Origin of the sequence: Bifidobacterium asteroides, assembly GCF_009683175.1 — a bacterium.
GTDB classification, from domain to species: Bacteria; Actinomycetota; Actinomycetes; order Actinomycetales; family Bifidobacteriaceae; genus Bombiscardovia; species Bombiscardovia asteroides_H.
Map to the genome: position 1 here is coordinate 36722 of NZ_WKKW01000001.1, position 15764 is coordinate 52485.

General features: G+C 65.2%; 13 protein-coding genes and 1 tRNA gene. 4 read left to right on the top strand and 10 right to left on the bottom strand.

Annotation, left to right across the window (positions count from 1 at the left end):
* Positions 1 to 16 precede the first annotated feature (16 nt).
* The 3 genes from GKC41_RS00175 (at position 17) to GKC41_RS00185 (ending at position 3705) form a co-directional block, all read left to right on the top strand.
* Positions 17 to 1297, top strand: a complete 1281-nt coding sequence (locus tag GKC41_RS00175) for an LCP family protein (RefSeq protein ID WP_229281531.1) — start codon at positions 17 to 19, stop codon at positions 1295 to 1297.
* Between the two features lie 87 nt (positions 1298 to 1384).
* On the top strand, positions 1385 to 3349 hold the full coding sequence (locus tag GKC41_RS00180; RefSeq protein ID WP_154312419.1) for an FtsK/SpoIIIE domain-containing protein: 1965 nt from the start codon (positions 1385 to 1387) through the stop codon (positions 3347 to 3349).
* A gap of 77 nt (positions 3350 to 3426) precedes the next feature.
* Positions 3427 to 3705, top strand: a complete 279-nt coding sequence (locus tag GKC41_RS00185; protein WP_015021978.1) for a WhiB family transcriptional regulator — start codon at positions 3427 to 3429, stop codon at positions 3703 to 3705.
* A gap of 130 nt (positions 3706 to 3835) precedes the next feature.
* Here GKC41_RS00185 and GKC41_RS00190 read toward each other — a convergent pair whose 3' ends face one another.
* Positions 3836 to 5323: a sensor histidine kinase gene (locus tag GKC41_RS00190; RefSeq protein WP_154312420.1), complete on the bottom strand. Its 1488-nt coding sequence runs from the start codon at positions 5321 to 5323 to the stop codon at positions 3836 to 3838.
* Between the two features lie 168 nt (positions 5324 to 5491).
* On the opposite strand from GKC41_RS00190, the gene trhA reads away from it, so the two are divergent.
* Positions 5492 to 6412, top strand: coding sequence for a PAQR family membrane homeostasis protein TrhA (trhA, locus tag GKC41_RS00195; RefSeq protein WP_154312421.1), 921 nt, complete (start codon positions 5492 to 5494; stop codon positions 6410 to 6412).
* Between the two features lie 178 nt (positions 6413 to 6590).
* On the opposite strand, the gene GKC41_RS00200 is transcribed toward trhA, so the two are convergent.
* The 9 genes from GKC41_RS00200 to pth form a co-directional block, all read right to left on the bottom strand.
* On the bottom strand, positions 6591 to 7070 hold the full coding sequence (locus GKC41_RS00200; protein WP_024627331.1) for a GreA/GreB family elongation factor: 480 nt from the start codon (positions 7068 to 7070) through the stop codon (positions 6591 to 6593).
* 105 nt (positions 7071 to 7175) lie between these two features.
* Positions 7176 to 7583 (bottom strand): FKBP-type peptidyl-prolyl cis-trans isomerase, encoded by a 408-nt coding sequence (locus GKC41_RS00205; RefSeq protein ID WP_024627330.1) that lies wholly within the window; start codon positions 7581 to 7583, stop codon positions 7176 to 7178.
* Positions 7584 to 7673: 90 nt separating this feature from the next.
* Positions 7674 to 7759 (bottom strand) — tRNA-Leu (locus GKC41_RS00210).
* Between the two features lie 24 nt (positions 7760 to 7783).
* On the bottom strand, positions 7784 to 8785 hold the full coding sequence (locus GKC41_RS00215) for a Ppx/GppA phosphatase family protein (RefSeq protein ID WP_195760098.1): 1002 nt from the start codon (positions 8783 to 8785) through the stop codon (positions 7784 to 7786).
* Between the two features lie 11 nt (positions 8786 to 8796).
* A complete protein-coding gene (locus GKC41_RS00220) occupies positions 8797 to 9489 on the bottom strand; it encodes a DUF501 domain-containing protein (protein ID WP_418904371.1) in 693 nt (230 codons plus the stop codon).
* Positions 9490 to 9545: 56 nt separating this feature from the next.
* Positions 9546 to 10130 carry an FtsB family cell division protein gene (locus GKC41_RS00225; RefSeq protein WP_154312423.1) on the bottom strand — a complete coding sequence of 195 codons (585 nt, stop codon included), beginning with the start codon at positions 10128 to 10130 and terminating at the stop codon, positions 9546 to 9548.
* Between the two features lie 95 nt (positions 10131 to 10225).
* Positions 10226 to 11521, bottom strand: coding sequence for a phosphopyruvate hydratase (eno, locus tag GKC41_RS00230; RefSeq protein WP_324611980.1), 1296 nt, complete (start codon positions 11519 to 11521; stop codon positions 10226 to 10228).
* Between the two features lie 43 nt (positions 11522 to 11564).
* A complete protein-coding gene (mfd, locus tag GKC41_RS00235) occupies positions 11565 to 15167 on the bottom strand; it encodes a transcription-repair coupling factor (RefSeq protein WP_154312424.1) in 3603 nt (1200 codons plus the stop codon).
* The gene (gene pth / locus GKC41_RS00240; RefSeq protein WP_045935483.1) at positions 15157 to 15756 is read right to left on the bottom strand and encodes an aminoacyl-tRNA hydrolase; all 600 of its coding nucleotides are present in this window, start codon (positions 15754 to 15756) and stop codon (positions 15157 to 15159) included. The genes mfd and pth overlap by 11 nt, the downstream gene beginning before the upstream one ends.
* Between the last annotated feature and the right edge of the window lie 8 nt (positions 15757 to 15764).

A 15764-nucleotide genomic window follows, 5' to 3' on the forward strand; every position in this document is an offset into this window, starting at 1 on the left:
TATGGAGGTTGAAGGCATGCGGACTGGTTCAGACCAAGGCGGACAAGAGCAGGAGCCACCCAGCTTCATGCCCTCCAGACATCGTCGTACCGAAACCGCTGCCAGCGCTCCCGCCGCCTCGGCCAGGCACAGCCGCAGACAGCAGGAACCTCCCAGCTTCTCGCCCTCCTCAAGGGGCGCACAGCCGGCGCAAGTCGGCAGGTCCCGAGCAGCCAGACGCACCAGCGGCTCCTCGCGGACCACGCCCATGCCAGCCGCCCAGGCAGCTCCCAGCGGGAATGGCTGGGGCAATGGCGGCAACCGAGGCCATCGGGTCAACCGTGGTCTTCGGTCCGGTAATGCCCTGGTACGCAGGCATCCAGTGCGCAGGTTCATAGGCATACTGCTCCTGGTCATCCTGATGGCCTTGGTCGTACTGGCAGGAGGCGGATGGTTCTGGATCAATGCCAGGCTCAACCGCGAGCAAATGCTGACGGACGCCCCAGGCTCCGGCGCCACCACCTGGCTGCTGCTGGGGTCGGACCAGCGTGACGGCTCCCCCGGGGCCGGCCAGGACACCAGCATCACCGGTTTCCGGACCGACACCATACTGGTGCTGATCAAGCCTCGGCACGGAGCTGCTTCACTGATTTCAGTCCCCCGCGACTCCCTGGTCAAAGAGGACGGGAGATACATGAAAATCAACGCCGTGGCCTACACCTCGGGCTACCGGTCCCTGACCAGCCAGATCGAGGACATCACGGGCCATAAGGTCGACCATGTGGCTCTGATCCGCTTCGGGGGCCTGAGCAAGGTGGTCGATGCCATGGGTGGCGTCAATCTCTGCTATGACGCCGATGTCAACGATCCCAGATCAGGCATGGTATGGTCCAAGGGCTGTCATCAGGCCGATGGCGGCATGGCCCTGGCCTTCACCCGCATGCGCTACTCGGATCCCAAGGGTGACTTCGGGCGGGCCGAGCGGCAGCGTCAAGCCATCTCGGCCATCACCTCCAAGGCCCTGCAGCCTTCGGTCCTGCTCAATCCCGTCACGGCCGGCAAGGTCCTTTCGGCAGGTCTGGATTCCCTGGTGGTGGATGAGCGGGCCAACGCCATAGATCTGGTGCGCATGGTCCTGGCCTTCCGCAGCGCCAGCGGCCCAAAGGGCGTCACCGGAAGCCTGTATTGGACCAACCCCAACTACTTCCCCAACAGGCGCGTCGGCTCCACCGTTCTGTTGGATCAGGCCCGCAACACCGAGCTGTTCGACCAGTTGGTCCAGGGCAGTCACGAGCCGGGCACCGTCGGGGGCGTCTGATCGCCCAATTCGGCAGACGCCATCCACATTCGACCACATGCCAGGTTCGCCCTGGCATTCAGGCGCCGGTCCTTTCATGCTGGAAACATGACCAAGGCCCATTCGCTAGCAACTGCGTCCCCCTCATCGGGGGCGGTCGGCCCCGAGCCTTCGACCGAGGCCGAGGATGGCAATCCACGCTCTGCCAATACGGATAGGTTCCAGGTCATTCTGACCCTGGTTGCCCAGACGGCTCCGGCCCTGGCCCAGGCGGGCATGATCTGGTACGTGGTCGGCCAGGGCCGTTGGATGCTGCTCCTCCTGCTGCTGCCCAGCCTGACCGGCACCCTGGCCATGGTGCTTTTGAGCCTGCTGCGAGCGCATCGCCAGCCATTGACTGCACCTTCTGCCCGCGCGCAATTGGGATACGGCGCAGCATCGGATCGCGCATCCCTATCTACGACCACAGAGGACCGGACCCGGCAGGACTTGACGGAGCTGGCTGCTGACCCAGGCCCCCGGCTCGAGTCCCGGCTGTCAGGATCAGGGGCCTCGGGAGCACATGGTCAGCTCTGGCAGGGCATCGTCCATGCCTGGCTTTCAGCACCAGGTTCTGCAGCCCCGGCAGTCATCGGTATCCGTCCTGATCACGGTCCGCTGACCATCGATCTGCCACGCGACGGGCCCCACGCCCTGGTGGCAGGCACCACCGGATCAGGCAAATCGGTTTTTCTGCAGACCTGGTGTCTGGCCCTGGCCGCCAGCCAGCCGCCGGACCGGCTCAACCTGGTCCTGCTGGACTTCAAGGGTGGTGCCGGCTTCGGCCTGCTGGCCCGACTACCGCACACCGTGGGCTGCGTGACCAATCTGGATCTGGACCGGGCCGTGCGCGCGCTGAACGGCCTTCAGAGGGAGCTGGAACGCCGCCAGCGCCTGGTTGCCAGGGCAGGGGTCGAGGACACTGCCCTGATGGCCGACCCACCAGCGCGCCTGGTGGTGGTCATCGACGAATTCCAGGCCCTGCGCCAACTCCTGCCCGACTATCTGGACAGGCTGACCTCGCTGGCCTCCCAGGGCAGGTCCCTTGGTATGAACCTGGTGGCCTGCACCCAGCAGACCATGGGGCAGGTCAGCGCCCAGATGCGGGCCAACATGAACCTGGGAATCTGCCTGCGGGTACGTGATCCCCTGCAGTCCAGGGAGCTGCTTGGGTCCTCCTGCGCCACGGCGATCGACCCGGCCTGTCCAGGTTTGGGCTTCCTGGAGCAGGGCCGGGGCCCCCAGGCCTTCCGTACCTGCCCAGCGGCTGATCCGCAGGCCCTGGTGAAACAGATCATCAAAGCCGGTCGCTTCTGCGGCTGCCGTCCACCGGCACCACTCTTCTCCCCTCCCCTGCCCGAGCACGATCCGGCCTGCGGAAAGATCCTCTGGCGGTCAGGACGGCCCCTGATACCCCTGGGGCATATGGATGACGGGGTCCTGCTTCACCTCTATCGCCTGCCGCTCAAAGGACATACGGCCCTGATCGGACCACCAGGACGAGGCAAGAGCACCCTACTGGCCCTGCTGGCTCGTTCCCTGCTCCCCCTGATGCAGCCGGGGGCCCGACCAGAGCCCTGCTTCGACCTGCGTATCACGCGTCGGACAGGTCATGGCTACAGCAGCCGGGACTTCCCAGGTCCGGTGCCGGCACCGCCTCATGACTGTCAAAATAGCAACCGTGGCAACCGTGGGCTGGTCTGGATCCTTGACGATGCCCAGGATCTGCTGGATCCGCTCTGCCGGGATCCTCTGGCCCCGCTTCTGCAGGAGGCTCTAGGGCAGGAGGGAGCCACCGTGGTCCTGGCTGTGGATACGGCCAATGCCCTGCGCAGACCGGAGCGTTTCAGCCGCCGTCTGGTGTTCCCCTGTGGCGAACGGGGGGCCGACCTGGCAGCTGGCATCCCCGCCAATCAGCTGGCCACCCTATCCACCCGGGTCAGCGCCATTCCTGGACGGTGTCTGGTCCTGGAGGCAGGTCTCGCCATTCCGCTACAGGTGTTCTCTTTAGCCGTAAAACGAATGAACCCTTGAAAAAAGTCACTCATCGTGCTTATCTTGCATAGGGTAGTGATAAAGCACCGATAAAAACTTCTTGGAGGCTTAGGTAGATGAGTAATGCGTTCGATTGGCGCGCCAAGGCTGCTTGCCGAGACAAGGACCCTGAGCTGTTCTTCCCCGTCGGCAACACAGGTGCGGCCTATCAGCAGATCGAGGAGGCCAAGGCTGTCTGCCGGACCTGCAAGGTCATTGACGCCTGTCTGAAGTGCGCGCTGGACACCAATCAGGATTACGGCGTCTGGGGCGGACTGAGCGAGGACGAACGCAGGGCTCTGAAGCGCCGGGCCATGCGTGCACGCAGGTCCCAGGCCATGCAGATGCAGTCCTGAATCCTTCCCGATTGCGCCAAACGGTTAAGGGGCGATGGCTTGATGCCGTCGTCCCTTTTTCTTTCGCTGAAAATACCCCTGGCTGTAGGTTTCCGGGCTACAAGGGGCCCCGGTTAAAAGGCGCCCTGTATCACACGTCCTGGGCCACGCGCAGCTTGATATTGATGACCACCCGGGTGCCGCCATCCCGGCGGGGCTCCCACTTGACCGTGCCGCCGAAGTCGTTGGTGACGAAGGTGTTGATGATCTGCGTGCCCAGCCCGGACCCGGTGGAACGTGCCTGCCCCTGATCCGACTCCGTGCTGTAGCCGTTGCCGTCATCTTCGACCACCACGTTGAGGTTGTTGCCGCCCCGGCCTACCGATATGGTGATATGCCCCTCGTCACGGCCCTCGAAGCCGTGTTCGACAGCGTTGTTGACCAGCTCGGTCAGCACCAGGGACAGGGGTGTGGCATCCTGGGCGGGCATCATCCCGAACTTGCCCACATAGGAGATGGTGATGTGCTGGTCGCTGGTGGTGGCCAGGTCCACGCTCATCTTCAGCAGGTTGGCGATCACCTTGTCGAAGTCCACAATCTCGTCGGCTGTCTGGCTGAGGCCCTCGTGGACCACGGCGATGGTCTGGACGCGGCGCTGGGCCTCCTCCAGCTCCTTGCGGACCTCGTCTGACTTGGTGCGCCGGGCCTGCAGCCGCAGAAGGGCCGACACGGCCTGGAGGTTGTTCTTGACCCGGTGGTGTATCTCGGAGATGGTGGCATCCTTGGTCTGCAATTCCTTCTCCCTGCGGCGCAGCTCGGTCACGTCCCGGCAGAGCACGATGGCACCGGTCCTGCCCTGCTTGCCATACAGGGGCAGGGAGCGCATGGAGACGGCCGATCCATTGGCGTCCAGCTCCGAATCCACGGCCGCCTTGCCCGACAGGACCAGCGGCAGGGAATCGGGCACGGGATCGTTCTCCTTGAGCAGGGAGGTGCCGATCTCGCTCAGGTACTGGCCGATCATGGTCTCCACCGAGCCCAGCCTGCGGAAGCAGCTGATGGCGTTGGGCGAGGCGTAACGCACCACACCGCTTGCCGACAGCACGAAGAAGCCATCGGCCACCCTGGCGTTGTGCCGCTGGTTGAGCACCGAATCCGCGTAGGGAAACTCGCCGCGGGTGATCATCTCGAAGAGCTCCTTGCCCGCGTTGATGCTCTCACTCTCATAGCGGCCGTTGGACTCGCGGGTGGCCATGTTGGTCTCGCGGACCACCAGACCCAGGGTCCTACCCTGGTGACGGATGGGGGCATAGACGTCGCAGACCGTGGCGCGGCCGATGGTACGCAGCTTGGTGGACCGCAGCACCCCCTTGGACTGCATGGCCGCCTCCAGCTCCTCGCGGCGATCAGCCGGGAAATGCTCTCCGACCACATCTTCGGTGCGCAGGGACATGACCGTGGAGGGCCTGCACTGCTCGGCCACAGTGAACTCCCCCTCGCCGGTGCGCAGCAGGAGCAGCAGGTCGGCAAAGCTCAGATCGGCGATGACCTGCCAGTCGGCCACCAGGTGGTGGAGCCACTCGCGGTCCTCCTCATTGCAGTCGTCGCAGGATGCCAGAATCTCGGAAAAATCAGCCATGCCCTCCATCATACAAAGGGCCCTCGGAAGCAGACAGGCGGGTCACGCCCAGGGCGATGATGACATGCGCGTCCAATACACAGGTCTGGGGTAGGGTGGTTCACGGATGTTTCGCCCCGGCGGCCGGACCCGACAGGCCCGGACCAGCCAAGGGGCCAAGGGAGGGCCATGGCAACCAGGACCAGCGAGGACGGCAGACCGCCTGAAGACCAGGAGGTCGATCCCGATCTCGAACGCCGACGCCAGCAGCGCCGCCAGGAGCTGACCTACCTGCGCCGGGACGCAGAGGTGGCCCACGAGGCCCATCTGCAGGCCAGGGCCGACGCGGTGCGCGCCAAGGCCAGGGCCAAGGCTGCACGGATCATGGCCAAGGCCGAGATCAAGGCCTCACGGATCGAGGGCATCCCCGACATGGAGATCGAGCGCAAGGTCCGCCTGGATGTACACGGCCGTCCCAAGCCCCTCCTGCGCGGGTGGATCCACGCTGTGGCCGCCCCGCTGGCCCTGGCCGCCGGCATCGTGCTGATCTGCCTGGCTCACGGCACTGGCCTGAAACTTGCCTGCGCGGTCTTCATGGTCGCCTCACTGGCCCTCTTCGGCAACTCGGCCCTCTACCACCTGGGCGACTGGACCCCGGGGACCACAGATGTGCTGCGCCGCCTGGACCATGTCAACATCTTCCTGCTCATCGCCGGCACCTACACGCCGATCTCCTTCGCGCTGGACCCCTTCTGGCGGCGGATCATCATCCTGGGCATGTGGGGGGCCAGCCTGGTGGCCATGATCGTCCACGTCTTCTGGATCGATGCTCCCCGCTGGCTCTACACCCTGGTCTACGTGGTCTTCGGAGTCTCGGGCGTGGGCTTCCTGAAACTCTTCTGGGACTCCCCCATGGCCGGTCCGCCGGTGGTGTGGCTGATCGTGGCCGGTGGCCTGGCCTACATCCTTGGGGCGATTGTCTACGGTCTGCGCCGGCCGGACCCCTGGCCCCGGGTATTCGGCTTCCATGAGATCTTCCACTGCGGCACGGTCATCGGCTACGCCTGCCATATCGTGGCCATCTACCTGGTGGTCTGCAATCTGCGCTGAACAAATGGCCAGCCTGGCGGTCTTTTCATCAAGCTCCGCCCAACAAAGACCGTCGGTCTGCCGTACGAATCAAGCGGTCGCCCATAGAGCGGTCTCTTATAGAAGAAGCCGCCCTCCGTCGACCATGGCGGGGAGCGGCTTCATTCAGGCCGGGCTGGGATGGTGAGGGGTCGTCCCGCTACTTGAGGGGCTGGGCATCCTTGACGGTGACCGAGATGTCCTTGCCATTGGGAGCCTTGTAGGTCACGGTCTGGCCCTTCTTGGCGCCCATAAGGGCCGCGCCGATGGGCGACTCGGGGCTGATGACATCGTAGTCGGTGGCCACCGTCAGATCCCTGGAGCCCAGCACATAGACCATTTCGTTGCCGGCCATGGTCAGGGTCACCAGGGAGCCGTTGCCTACCGTGCCCGCCTTGGGGGCCTTGAGGATCTTGGCGTTGCGAAGCTTGACGATCAGCTCGTTGATCCGCCCCTCGTTCTTGCCCTGCTCCTCGCGGGCAGCCTGATAGCCGCCGTTCTCGCTCAGATCACCCTCGGCCCGAGCCGCCGCGATGCGTTCGGTGATCTCGTCGCGGTACTCGCCCTGACGGTGGTCAAGCTCCTCCTTCAGCTTGTCGTAAGCGGCCTGTGTCAGCAGAATCGTCTTTTCCTCAGCCATGTGATTCCTCCTTGTTTGATGCACTTGTCTCGTGGCCCGACCTGAACTGCAAAGTCAAGGGTATGAAAAAGGCGCCGGCCCTCACCGGCGCCTGGAGACCTTTGTCTACCGTGTCGATATGATGTCAATCACGAAAACCAGGGTATCGTCGCCGCCGATGCCCGCCTGGGGCATCCCCTGACGACCATATCCGTACTCCGGCGGAATGGAGACCACCAACCTGGACCCCACGTTGTGACCGGGCACCGTCTGGTCCCAGCCGCGAATGACCTGCCCCACGCCGATGCCGAAGCTGGCCGGCTGATGACGCTGGAAGCTGGAGTCGAAGACCTGATCCGAACCCCAAACGACGCCGTGATAGTTGACGGTGACGGTATCGCCCTTGCGGACGACAGGCCCGTCCCCCTCGACCAGCTCCACGGCGCGCAGCCCGCTGGGTGCCGGACCATGGAAGGTTATGGTCGGCGTGGCGCCGAATTCGGCGTTCACCTCGGGCATGGATTGGTCACTCATGACAACTCCTTTGGTTTTCTTGCGTACCAGAGTATCGGTTCGTCGGCCGGGTGACAAGTTGCGACACTGCCGTCCAAGCCGATGAGGCCTTGGTGCCCCGGGTGGGAATCGAACCCACAAGCCGGTGAAGGCGGCGGATTTTAAGTCCGATGCGTATACCATTTCGCCACCGGGGCCGGAACCCATAACGCCTTAGTATATCATTCGCGCAGGAGGGTCCGACCGTAGTCCAGGACCAGGCCGTCCAGGAGGCCGTGCTCGCTGGCCACATAGGTTCCCGAAGCCAGCGCACTGGGACTGGCCCGACCGAGACGCTCCAGCAAACGGCTCCAGATCAGGGCACCGCCGCCGATCACATCCACACGCCCGGGATGGATGGCCTTGAGCTCCCTACGTTCCTGCCGGCTCATGTTCAGCACCTGGTCGTCAACCCGGCGGGCCGCATCGACCGGAATGGACCGGCCATCGACAGCATGGCAATCGTAGACCTTGCATCCCAGGGCCAGTGCGCTCATGGTGGTGACCGTGCCGGAGACCCCGATCAGACTGCCTACACCGGCTACAGGGACCTGGTCGAAGGCCCGGTCGATCCAGCCGTCAACATCCTCAAGTGCCTGGTCGATCTGCTCCTGGGTGGGCGGATCGTCCAGCAGATGGCGCTCGGTCATCCGCACGGAGCCGATGTTCATGGAGTAGGAGGCCTTGACCTGGTCGACAGGCAGATCGCTCCCGTCCCCGCCCAGGACCAACTCGGTGGAGCCGCCACCCAGGTCGACCACCAGGTAGGGCGCAGGTGGCATATCGTCACTGCCGCGCTGCTCAAGCACGCTGACCGCGCCCAGAAAACTCAGGGAGGCCTCCTGGGAGCCACTGATGACCTCGGGCGTGACCCCCAGGATGGAGCGCACACCCTCTTCGAAACTTTCTCGGTTGTCGGCATCCCTGGTGGCCGAGGTGGCCACAAAGCGCAGGCCATCCACAGGGTGCTCCTGCAGCTGCCGGGCGAAGAGCCGACAGGCCTCAAAGGCACGCTCAAGGGCCTGGTCGGAAAAGCGGTGGTTGCGGTCCACGCCCTCCCCCAGCCTGATGACCCGCATCAGCCTGGGCGCCACCGGATGGAGCCCCTGTCGGTCCACCCGGGCTATCAGCAGACGTATGGAGTTGGTGCCGCAATCCACGCCCGCCACCGTCACCTGATCCATGGAAACCCCCTTCATTGCCTCTCCTGCCGGTTCTCTTGTTGGGATGTCCCGGTCCAGGGCTGGGCACACCTGCAGACCTGCGGATCGAACACCCGACGCACCAGGTCCAGGACACGGTCGCCCAGTGGATTGATCCCAGAGCCCATGACCAGGGACTGTGCGGTCAGAGCATGTAGACACTTGACCCGCTTGGGCATGCCACCGGCCGAGATTCCGGCGATGTGCCCCTCGTCGTCGCCCAACCGCCGGGCCAGGGCAGAACGGAAGGCCAGATAGAGCCCATGGGCCCTACGGTAGGCGCTGGCCAGGTCCGCATCCGAACCCAGCTCGGTATTCCAGGCGGCCATGACGCCGTCGGCCTCCAGCCGGGAGACGGCCTTGACGGCCTCAGGGCTGGTCAGATAGCAGGTGGTCGGAAAGGGCGTGCCATCCTCCAACTGGGGCCGGGTGACCACAGCCAGCGGATTGCCGCAGACGCAGCGGGCGCCCACGGCCACCATGCCCCTCGGATAGCGGCCCAGCTGCCGGTTCACGACGGCTACCTGCTCCGGTGTGGCCGGAGTCGCCAGAAGCTCCTGGACTCTATCTCTGACCGCTGCCAATTCCCGGTCGCCGACCAGGCTGGAGACTTCAGGCTCGACCCGGGCCTTGTCCCCGCCTTGGGATTCCACTGCTGCCTGGGGCCTTTCCTGGGCCTTGATCACGCTGTCCTCATCTTTCCTGATTCTTTGCTGCCGCTAAGTTCATCAACCGTCGGGGTTCACTGTCCTCCCCCGCCCTTGGATGGAGAGGGGCCGTCGGAGCCACCTGGACTGTTGGAACCAGCTGGGCTAGCCGATCCGCTCGGACCGGCTCCGTCGCCAGGATGCTGATCCGTGCCCCCCTTGTTCCTATTGGCCGACGGATCCCGGTCGGCCTTGGCGAAGGAATAGGCCATCTCCTGATACCAGGGCAGGGAGTTCTTCCTGGGCGCCCGAACCCCCTTGCTGTCGGCCTGGTCCTTGTCCTTGCCGCCCGTAACCGCCTCCGGATGCAGGACCCTGATGGCCTCCTCGTCGGGGAAGACGAATCCCAGCCGATCCCGGGCCTGGGCGGTCACATAGGCCTTGTCGTCCCAGCGCCGAATCTGGTTCTCCAGGTCACGCTTGTGCTCGACAAGCTGGGCCTGCTGGTTGCGCAGGCCGTTGAGCTCGGAAAGATTGATGGCGTAGGCGTGGAAGGTGGAGACCAGCTGGATCAGACCCAGGGCCACGATGATGACCGCCACAAAGAAGGTGATGGGTCCCGACGACCGCCTGCTTGTCCGCCGGTTGGTGCCGTCACGTTTGTTCTTGGCCATACCCATAAAAATACCCGCGGCAGCCGACGCGGACCGCCACGGGTGAAAGACTTCACGGTCGGGTCAAAACCTGCAAGGGGTCCGGCCCGACCGGCAAGACCTTACTTGGTGTACTTCTTGCAGGCCTTGAAGGCGCTGTAGCCGGCGTACTCGGCGGTAGAGCCCAGCTCCTCCTCGATCTCCAGCAGACGGTTGTACTTGGCGATGCGCTCGCCACGGGCCGGGGCGCCGGTCTTGATCTGGCGGGTGTTCTTGGCCACGGCCAGGTCGGCGATGGTGGTGTCGGAGGTCTCGCCGGAACGGTGGGAAACCATGGAGGTGAACCCGTTGGCGGTGGCCAGCTCGATGGCGTCCAGGGTCTCGGTCACGGTGCCGATCTGGTTGAGCTTGACCAGCAGGGAGTTGGCGGCCTTCAGGTCGATGCCCTTCTGCAGTCTCTTGGGGTTGGTCACCAGCAGGTCGTCGCCCACGAACTGCAGGCGGTCGCCCATGGCGGCGGTGATCTTCTGCCAGGCGCCCCAGTCCTCCTCAGCGAAGGGATCCTCGATGGAGACCAGCGGGTAGCGCTCGACCAGGCCCTGGTAGTAGTCCAGCATGTAGTCGGCGTCGCGGTCCTCGCCGTCGAAGTGGTACTTGTCGGTGTCCTTGTTGTAGAACTCCGAGGAGGCCACGTCCAGGCAGAGGCCGATCTGCTTGCCGGGCTCGTAGCCGGCGGCTTCAATGGCATCGACGATGTACTTCAGGGAGTCCTCGTTGGACTTCATCTTGGGGGCAAAGCCGCCCTCGTCGCCCAGGCCGGTCTCGTGGCCGTCCTTCTTCAGGATGCCCTTGAGGGTGTGGTAGACCTCGACGCCGGCGCGCAGGGCCTCCCGGTAGGAGTCGAAGCCGTAGGGGGAGATCATGTACTCCTGGATGTCTGTAGCGAAGTCAGCGTGGGCGCCACCGTTCATGATGTTCATGTTGGGCACGGGCAGGATGTGGCCGTTGGTGCCGCCCAGGTAGCGGTAGAGAGGCAGTTCGGCGGACTCGGCAGCCGCATAGAGCGCAGCCAGGGAGACTCCCAGGATGGCGTTGGCGCCCAGCTTGCCCTTGTTGGGGGTTCCGTCCAGATCAATCATGGTCTCGTCCAGGGCGCGCTGATCGGTGGCGTCCATGCCGATGACATTGGGAGCGATGGTCTCATTGACCGCCTTGACGGCGTCCAGCACACCCTTGCCCTGATAGCGCTTCTTGTCGCCATCCCTACGTTCCCAGGCCTCGGCCTCGCCGGTGGAAGCACCGGAGGGAACCAGACCACGCCCCTTGGCGCCGTCCTCGGTCTGCAGAACGACCTCGACGGTCGGGTTGCCACGGGAATCAAGAATTTCGCGCGCGAACACGCTTTCAATTGCTGCCACAACTGCTCCTTCAATAAGTTGTTGTGATGTCTCTTACAGGATACTAGTTTTGTTGGACGGGCGAGGGACCCGCTGGCGTGCCATCGTCGGAGGACTTGGGCAGCCCCCAGGCCAGGTCGTCCAGCAGGGTGTCCACCCAGGCAGTCATGGCCGCCGAATCCATGGGGCCTGAACCCAGGGAGCCCGCGAAGGGAGCCGGAATAAGCAGGGTCTGCGTCACCGGGCGGTACTGGCTGCCCTTGTAGATGCGGGCGATTCGAGCCTGGAGGGAGTCGGGCATGGTTACGGGCCTGATCCGCACCCTGGAGCCCTGGGAGGCAATCTCCGCAATGCCCAGTGAGCGAGCCTTGGCCCGCAGCCTGGCCACCGCGAAGAGGGTGTCGAACTGGGCCGGCGGACGTCCGTAGCGGTCGGTCAGCTCCTCGTGCAGGTCACGCAGATCCTGCTCGTTGCGGGCCGAGGCCAGCTTGCGGTAGGCCTCCAGACGCAGCTTGTCCGAGTCGATGTAGTCCACTGGAATGGAGGCCTCCAGGGGCAGGTCGATGCTGACGGTGACCGGCTCGGTCCGCCCGGGATCCTTGTACTCCTCCACCGCCTCGGAGACCATGCGCACGTAGAGGTCGAAGCCGACCCCCTCGATGTGGCCGGACTGCTCGTCGCCCAGCAGGTTGCCGGTGCCGCGCAGCTCCAGGTCCTTCATGGCCACGTCGTAGCCGGACCCCAGGGCCGTGTTCTGGGCGATGGTGGCCAACCTGTCGTGGGCGGTCTGGGTCATGGGCTTGCTGGGGTCGTAGAGGAAGTAGGCGTAGGCGCGCTCCCGGCCACGTCCCACCCGGCCGCGCAGCTGGTGGAGCTGGGAGAGCCCGAAGCGGTCGGCCCGGTCCACGATCAGCGTGTTGGCGTTGGGGATATCCAGTCCGGTCTCGACGATGGTCGTGCAGACCAGCACATCGATGTCCCGGTGCCAGAAGTCGCGGATGACCCCGTCCAGCTGCTTCTCCCCCATCTTGCCGTGGGCCACGCCCACCTTGGCCTCGGGGACCAGGGTCTGCACCTTGGCCGAGACCTTGCCGATGTCCTCCACCCGGTTGTGGATGTAGAAGATCTGCCCCCCGCGCAGGAGCTCGCGGCGAATGGCCGCAGTCACCTGGGCGTCCTCGTAGGCGCCCACATAGGTCAGCACAGGCAGGCGGTCCTCGGGGGGCGTGGCCAGGGTGGACATCTCCCGGATGCCGGTCACCGCCATCTCCAGGGTGCGTGGAATGGGCGTGGCCGACAGGGACAGGACGTCCACGTTGGTCCGCATGGCCTTGAGGGTCTCCTTGGCCTCCACGCCGAAGCGCTGCTCCTCGTCCACGATCATCAGGCCCAGATCCTTGAAGCGGATGCGCGGGTTGAGCAGCTTATGGGTGCCGATGACCACATCCACGGCCCCGCTGGCCAGGCCCTCCATGGTGGCCTGGTTCTCCTTGGCGGTCTGGAAGCGGCTCATGGCGGCCACATCCACCGGGAAGCCCTCGAAGCGCTCGGTGAAGGTCTGGTAGTGCTGCTGGACCAGCAGGGTCGTGGGTACCAGGACCACCACCTGCTTGCCGTCCTGAACGGCCTTGAAGGCGGCACGGATGGCTATTTCGGTCTTACCGAAGCCCACGTCCCCGCAGATCAAACGGTCCATGGGCACCGGCTTCTCCATATCAGCCTTGACTTCGTCGATGGCGGTCAGCTGGTCGGGGGTCTCCTGGTAGGGGAAGGCGTCCTCCAGCTCCTTCTGCCAGGGGGTGTCCGGGCTGAAGGCGAAGCCCTTGGTGCGCTGCCGGGCCGAGTAGAGCTTGACCAGGCCCTGGGCGATCTTGTGGACGTGCTTGCGGGCCTTGGCCTTGGTGGCCGACCAGTCGGATCCGCCCAGCTTGTTGAGCCTGGGGATCTCGGCGCCGATGTATCGGCTGACCTGGTCCAGTTGGTCGGCCGGTACGAAGAGCTTGTCCGGTGGGGCGTTGCGCTTGGAAGGGGCGTACTCCAGGACCAAATACTCCCGGCTGCCCTTGCTGGGGCCCACGCCCACGCTGCGCTGACGCATGCCCAGGAAGCGGCCGATGCCGTGCTGGTCGTGGACCACGTAGTCGCCGGGCTTGAGCTCGTCCAGGTCGATGGCCTTGCGCCGACGGTTGGAGGTCTTGCTTCCGGCGGCCACGCTGGTACGGCCGGTCAGGTCACGTTCGGTCAGCAGGGCCAGATGGGCGGACTGGTCCACGAAGCCGTCCACGGCCAGGGAGCGGTGGTACTCCACCCCGACAACGCCAGTGGTCTGTACGGCCCGGCGCAGACGGCTCAGCGTCCCCTGGGCCGGAGCGGTCACCACAACCCGGTCGCCGCGCTCCAGCAGGGAGGCGATGCCCGAAGCGGCCCGATCCTCGTCGCCGCGGTACTGGTCCGGAGCCAGGGCATCCAGACGCTCGGCCCCCTCCCGGTCCGGGTCCACCGACAGGTCGGTCAGCTTCCAGACCTCCCCCTTGCGGTACTCCAGGGATGAGATGACCTCGTCGTAGTCCAGGAAGCTGGCCCTGTCGAAGCTGATGGGCGCGCCCGAGCCCTGTCCTGAGGCGGCCACATGCCAGCTGGCGGCCAGGAACTCGTTGGCGGTCTTGACCAGGTCCTGGGCGGACCGGGCCAGAAGCTGCGGTTCCGACAGCAGAATCAGAGCGCCCTCGGGCAGCATGGACCCCACCGGCACCAGGTCGTCGACCAGGGCAGGCAGAAGGGATTCCATGCCCTCCACCGGAATGGCCTGGGCGATGGACTCCAGCATGTCGTCGGCGTTGGGGATGCTCCCGATCAGGGAGCGGGCGCGGGCCCGGACCTGGTCGGTCAGCTGCAGCTCGCGGCAGGGCGGCGCCCAGATCCGATCCAGGTCGGGGCCGTAGGTGCGCTGGTCGGAGGCGTGGAAGCTGCGGATGGTGTCCACCTCGTCGCCGAAGAACTCGATGCGCACCGGGTGGGCCATGGTGGGGACGAAGACATCCAGGATACCGCCTCTGACGGCGAACTGGCCGCGCTCCATGACCAGGTCCACCCGGGTGTAGGCATTGCGGACCAGGGCTTGGACTGCCTGATCCAGGGGCAGCTCCTGGCCGCGCAGGAAGACCAGGGGCTCCACATCCTGCAGGCCTTTGACAACCGGCTGCAGCAGGGAGCGCACAGGCATGACCAGGATGCGGATGGGTCCGAAGTCAGGGTCGTCCTGGACCGGATGGGCCAGGCGCCTGAAGACGGCCATCCGGGAGGCCACGGTGTCTGCCCGGGGCGAGAGCCGCTCGTGTGGCAGGGTCTCCCAGGAGCGCAGCAGAGCCACATCATCCGGGTCGCCCTCATACCAGGAGCGGATGGCACCGGTCGTCTCCTGGGCGTCACGCTCGGAGGGGACGACCAGAACCACCGGGGCACGTCCGGCTGCTGCGGCCGCCAGGGCTGGCCTGATGCCCTGGGGAGCCTGGACCATGAGGGAGGTGTCGGTGTCGGCAGCAGGCTGGGAGTCTCCTTGGACCAATCCGGTAAAGGCAGCATCCGCCTTCAAGTCGTCCAGGAGGGGACGCAGGGACCCGTTCAGCGATTCCTGGGGCTCCGCCTTCTGGGTATGCTCATCGACCATTGAACTGCTCCTGAGCCTGGCTGAGGCCCTTGGTGATCACGGTTTCTGCGGCATCCGCACCGTCGGCCAGGAACTCAGGCAGGCGTTTGCGCTGATCGCCGACAAAGGTGCCCAGGACCCAGTCCACAGTGCGGCGGTGGGCATCCGTTCCCCTCCGGGCATGCCCCACGCCCATGCGGACCCGGGCGTAGGCGTTGCTGCCCAGGGAGCGGTCGATGGAACGGATGCCGTTGTGCCCGCCCGAGGACCCGCCGGCCTTGACCTTGATCCGGCCGAACTCCAGGTCCATGTCGTCATGGATGACCACGACCCGGCCAACGGGTATGTGGTAGTAGGAGCAAATGGAGGCCAGGGCGTCGCCGGAGTCGTTCATGAAGGTCAGCGGCTTGGCCAGGAAGAAGGGTATGCGCCGTCCGTCAAGGTCCAGGGTGCCACGGCCCAGTTGGGCCAGACCCTTGTGGTCGCGCAGGTTGACCGACCATCGTTCGGCCAGCAGATCGGCGCACATGAAGCCCATGTTGTGCCTGGTGCCCTCATACTCGTCACCCGGGTTGCCCAGTCCGGCTATCAGCCAGAAATCGGATGCCATGTAGGTGA